Source organism: uncultured Agitococcus sp., assembly GCF_937920075.1.
GTDB lineage: Bacteria > Pseudomonadota > Gammaproteobacteria > Pseudomonadales > Moraxellaceae > Agitococcus.
The window spans coordinates 1-4,409 of record NZ_CALETI010000163.1 but is presented as its reverse complement, the minus strand read 5'-3'; the positions used below and the strand labels follow the sequence as shown (position 1 = coordinate 4,409).

Here is a 4,409-nt window from a genome sequence, read left to right as displayed (position 1 = left end):
CCCAAAGTTAAATTACGAGATGGCTCGCATTTGTATGTGACACCCGAAACATGGTCGATTGATAATGACAGTGCCAAGTCCTTAGCCAGCTATAGCCAAATTCCTTTGTGTTTGGCGTGGGCGATTACTGTTCACAAAAGTCAAGGCATGACCCTAGAAGCCGCAGAAATGGATTTAAGTCAGACCTTTGAGCAAGGTCAAGGTTATGTGGCGTTGTCACGATTAAAGTCTTTAGACGGTTTGCGGTTATTGGGCATCAATGAAACCGCGTTGCAGTTAGATAGTTTAGCCCTTAAAGCAGATAAACGCTTTTTGGAGTTATCAAACCAAGCCGAGCAAGTTTGGGCAGAAAAAGACGCAAGCCAATCGCACCAAGAGTTTATTAAGCGTTGTGGTGGCAGTTTGGATGCTGATGAAATTGCCAAATATGAAAAACGGCAGCAAAAAATTGCCAATAACAAAAGTTCTGAGCCACATACCATTGAACAAACTAAAGTCTTGTTTTTACAAGGTATGAGTATTGTGGAAATTGCCAAAGAGCGTGAGTTAACGCAATCAACGATTATCAATCATTTAGCAAAAATTTATGACAAAGAACCGAGCTTTGATTTAAGCCGAATTAAGCCTGATGATAAGATTTTGGCCAAAGTCAGTCATGCTTTTCATCAATTACAACAAGAAGATAATGATGAGTATTTTAATGAAGATGGCACAATGAAGCTGAGACCTATTTATGAAGCACTTAAACAAGAGCTAGGTTACAATGATATTCGATTAGCATTAGTGTTTGTGGCCTAAGAGAATTTTATGTATCACGTTATTGTTAGATTATTATTGAGTGCTTGTGGTTTAGGTTTAGCCGATTATTTATTAGAAGGCATTCATTTTGACCACTTTAGCACTTTGTTTTGGGCAGCTTTGTTATTAGGTGTGGCCAATAGCATTGTTAAACCGATTTTAATCTTTTTTACCTTGCCAATTACCTTATTAACCTTAGGTTTCTTTTTATTAGTGATTAATGCCGCCATGTTGGGTTTGGTGGCCGCTTTATTATCAAGCTTTCATGTCAGTGGTTTTTGGTCAGCTTTAGCGGCTTGGTTTATTGTGGCACTAACACAAGCCGTTGGTAGCGTGTTGTTGAAATCTAAGAAATCCGACAGTTAATTCTTTTTGCTTCTAAATTGTTTGAGTGTTTTATGACTACTGCTGAGTTTAGCTCTTTACCGTTATTGCCTGTTTTATTACAAAGTGTCGAGTCTTTGGGTTATCAACAAATGACTTCTATTCAACAACAAAGTTTACCTCCCATGTTAGCAGGTAAAGATGTATTGGCCAGAGCAAAAACAGGCAGCGGCAAAACAGCAGCTTTTGGTTTAGCCTTATTAAGTCAAATTGATCCCTTAATTTATAAAACGCAAGCTCTAGTCTTATGTCCAACGCGCGAATTAGCCGAACAAGTCAGTAAGGAAATTCGAGCATTAGCCCGTTTTATGGCTAATATCAAGTTGTTAACGTTGTGTGGTGGCTCGCCAATTATTCATCAAGTAAATTCACTTGAACAAGCACCACATATTGTGGTTGGTACGACAGGTCGTATTTTAGATCATTTGAACCGCAACACATTATCTGTGGAAACGGTCAAAGTGCTGGTTTTAGATGAAGCAGATCGTATGTTGGATATGGGCTTTGAAGAAGATATTCATAAAATCGCAAAAAAGACGCCAGCAACAAGGCAAAGTCTCTTATTTTCGGCAACTTACCCAGATGCCATTCACACCATGAGCCAGAAAATTCTGCAAACGCCTGTCGTGGTCACTGTAGAATCGGTTGATGAAACGAACCATATTGAGCAGCATTTTGTTGAGGTCGCTTATAGTGACAAGGCAATAGCAGTCACCAAAATTTTGGCACATTATCGACCTGAATCAACGGTGATTTTTTGTAATACCAAGGCCGATTGTAACGAGTTAACGCAACATCTACGCAGTAAAGGTTTTGATGTGTTGACCTTGCATGGTGATTTAGAGCAACGTGATCGTGAGCAAGTGTTATTACGTTTTGCCAATAAAAGTTGCCCTGTGTTAGTGGCCACAGATGTCGCTGCACGCGGTTTGGATATTAAAGAATTAAGTGCAGTGATTAATTTTGAGCTGGTTTATGATCCCGAAGTGCATGTTCACCGAATTGGTAGAACGGGTCGTGCTGGTAATCAAGGTTTAGCTTTTAGTTTGTGTGCCCCCAAAGAAGCACCACGAGTTGTTGCGATTGAAGAATATCAGAAAATTAAAGTGAACTGGTTAGACTTAAATGAGTTGCATACCCCTGTAGTTGCCTCATTAAAAGCAACGATGGTGACGATTTGTATTGAAGGTGGTCGAAAAGATAAATTGCGACCCACAGATATTTTAGGAGCATTAACAGGTGAGGGTGGTTTGGCAGGTGCAGAAGTAGGCAAAATCGATATCTTTGATATTCGTGCTTATGTGGCAGTAAAAAGTCATGTTGCCCCTAAAGCCTTAAAACGCTTACAGGCAGGACAAATTAAGGGACGCCGTTTTAGGGTGACAAAAGTCGGTTAGCAACAAGATTTAGGGCTTAGGCATGAGCAATAGCTGTCTAAGTCCGAATAAGTGAAAACTAGCAGTCAAAAAAAACAGCTGCAACCAAGCATATGCTTGTTTAAGCTCAACAGCCATTTACGCAATGACAGCGTATTTGTTTATAGTCACAATATAGTGGGGGAAAAACATGAGTTATATGCAATTAAGCCGTGAAGGCGCTGTTTGGGTATTAACCTTAACTAATGGTGAAAATCGTCTAAATGACGATGTATTAGCCGAGTTTAATACCGCATTAGATACCATTGAAAATACCGAGGGTAATGGTGCAGTCGTCATTACCAGTGCCGATCCAAAGTTTTGGAGTAATGGTATTGATTTAAACTTTGTGCAAGAAAAAGGTGGCATGGCCTATTTGGTCAAAGAGTTTGCACCACGTTTAGATCAGTTGTTAATGCGTATTGCGCGTTTTCCTTTACCTGTGATTGCCTGTTTAAATGGTCATGCTTATGCAGGTGGTGCATTAATTGCGTCTGCTTGTGACTTTAGAACCATGCGCGCCGATCGTGGTCGTTTTTGTTTTCCAGAAGTGGACATCAAAATTCCATTTACGCCCATTATGACCGAAATTGTGCGTTTATTACCAAACCCAACGATTGCATGGCAAATGGCAAGTACTGGTTTGGCTTTAGGTGGTGAAGAAGCGGCTAAAGCAGGTGTGGTTGATAAGGCTTTGGGCGAAGCTGAATTATTGCCAACAACGATGGCATGGGCTGCCGAGTTAGCCAAGAAAGATCGTCAAACTTATACCTTAATTAAGCGTCGCTGGCGTAATGCATTTGATAAGTTTGCCTAATCATTAGGGGCTGTTTTACAGCCCCTAATAATTTGAGGCGGCTAAAATTTTTTCTTGTAAATCTTCAAATACAAAAGGTTTAGATAAAAACTCATCCATGCCTGCTTGCAAGCAACGTTCGCGGTCACTGTCAAAGGCATTAGCTGTGAGTGCAATAATAAAAGGACGTTTTGTTAAATGAAGTTGACGAATCTTTTGTGTAGTTTCTAAACCATCCATCTCTGGCATTTGCATATCCATCAAAATCACATCGTAAGTTTCAGTTTGTAATTTATCGAGTGCTTCAAAGCCAGAATTGGCTGCTTCGGCATGAATATTGAGCTTTTCTAATAAACGTAACGCAACTCGACGATTAATATGACTATCATCAACAACTAAAATTTTCATCGTTGAGCTAATGACTGGCGTTGTAGGTATCTTTGCTAATAATTCTGCGGTTGGCTCAGTATCCAGATCAAGTTCAATATTAAAACTAAAACAGCTGCCTTTTTGAGGTTGACTACGCACAGTAATTACCCCATGCATGGCTTTTACTAAACGTTCACAAATGACTAAACCTAAGCCAGTTCCACCAAATTGACGTGTAGTGGATGAGTCAACCTGAGAAAATGATTGAAAGAGTTTATTGACTTTTTCTGAGGCTATACCAATTCCTGTATCACGTACATCAATAAATAAGCGTACTTTATCACTTGCAAAAATATCATGTCTAATATGAATAGAAACTTCGCCTGTGATGGTAAATTTGAGTGCGTTAGAGATTAAGTTGGATAAAATTTGACGAAAACGTAAACTGTCACCAAGCACTTGTTTGGGCAATGTTTCGGTAATCTCAAGTCTAAAGTGTAGTCCTTGTTGTTGGGCTACAACTTGGTAGAGTTGAAAAATGGATTTAATTTCGTGAAGTAAATTAAAAGAACGATATTCTAATTCTAATTTACCAGCCAGATCGGAAGAGCGTCGTGTAGGGAAAGAGTGTCTTCGCCTGTGTAGAT

The 4,409-nt window shown here is 39.5% G+C and carries 4 protein-coding genes; all 4 read left to right on the top strand.

What is annotated here, in order from left to right:
- A partial coding sequence (locus Q0212_RS06105; protein ID WP_297923609.1) for a helix-turn-helix domain-containing protein occupies positions 1-798 on the top strand: 798 nt, incomplete at its 5' end.
- 9 nt (positions 799-807) lie between these two features.
- Positions 808-1,164: a phage holin family protein gene (locus Q0212_RS06100; protein WP_297923607.1), complete on the top strand. Its 357-nt coding sequence runs from the start codon at positions 808-810 to the stop codon at positions 1,162-1,164.
- A 32-nt stretch (positions 1,165-1,196) separates the two neighbouring features.
- Positions 1,197-2,579 carry an ATP-dependent RNA helicase DbpA gene (gene dbpA / locus Q0212_RS06095; RefSeq protein WP_297923605.1) on the top strand — a complete coding sequence of 461 codons (1,383 nt, stop codon included), beginning with the start codon at positions 1,197-1,199 and terminating at the stop codon, positions 2,577-2,579.
- Positions 2,580-2,748: 169 nt separating this feature from the next.
- Complete coding sequence (locus Q0212_RS06090; protein WP_297923603.1) at positions 2,749-3,414, top strand: enoyl-CoA hydratase/isomerase family protein; 666 nt, start codon at positions 2,749-2,751, stop codon at positions 3,412-3,414.
- Positions 3,415-4,409: the final 995 nt, after the last annotated feature.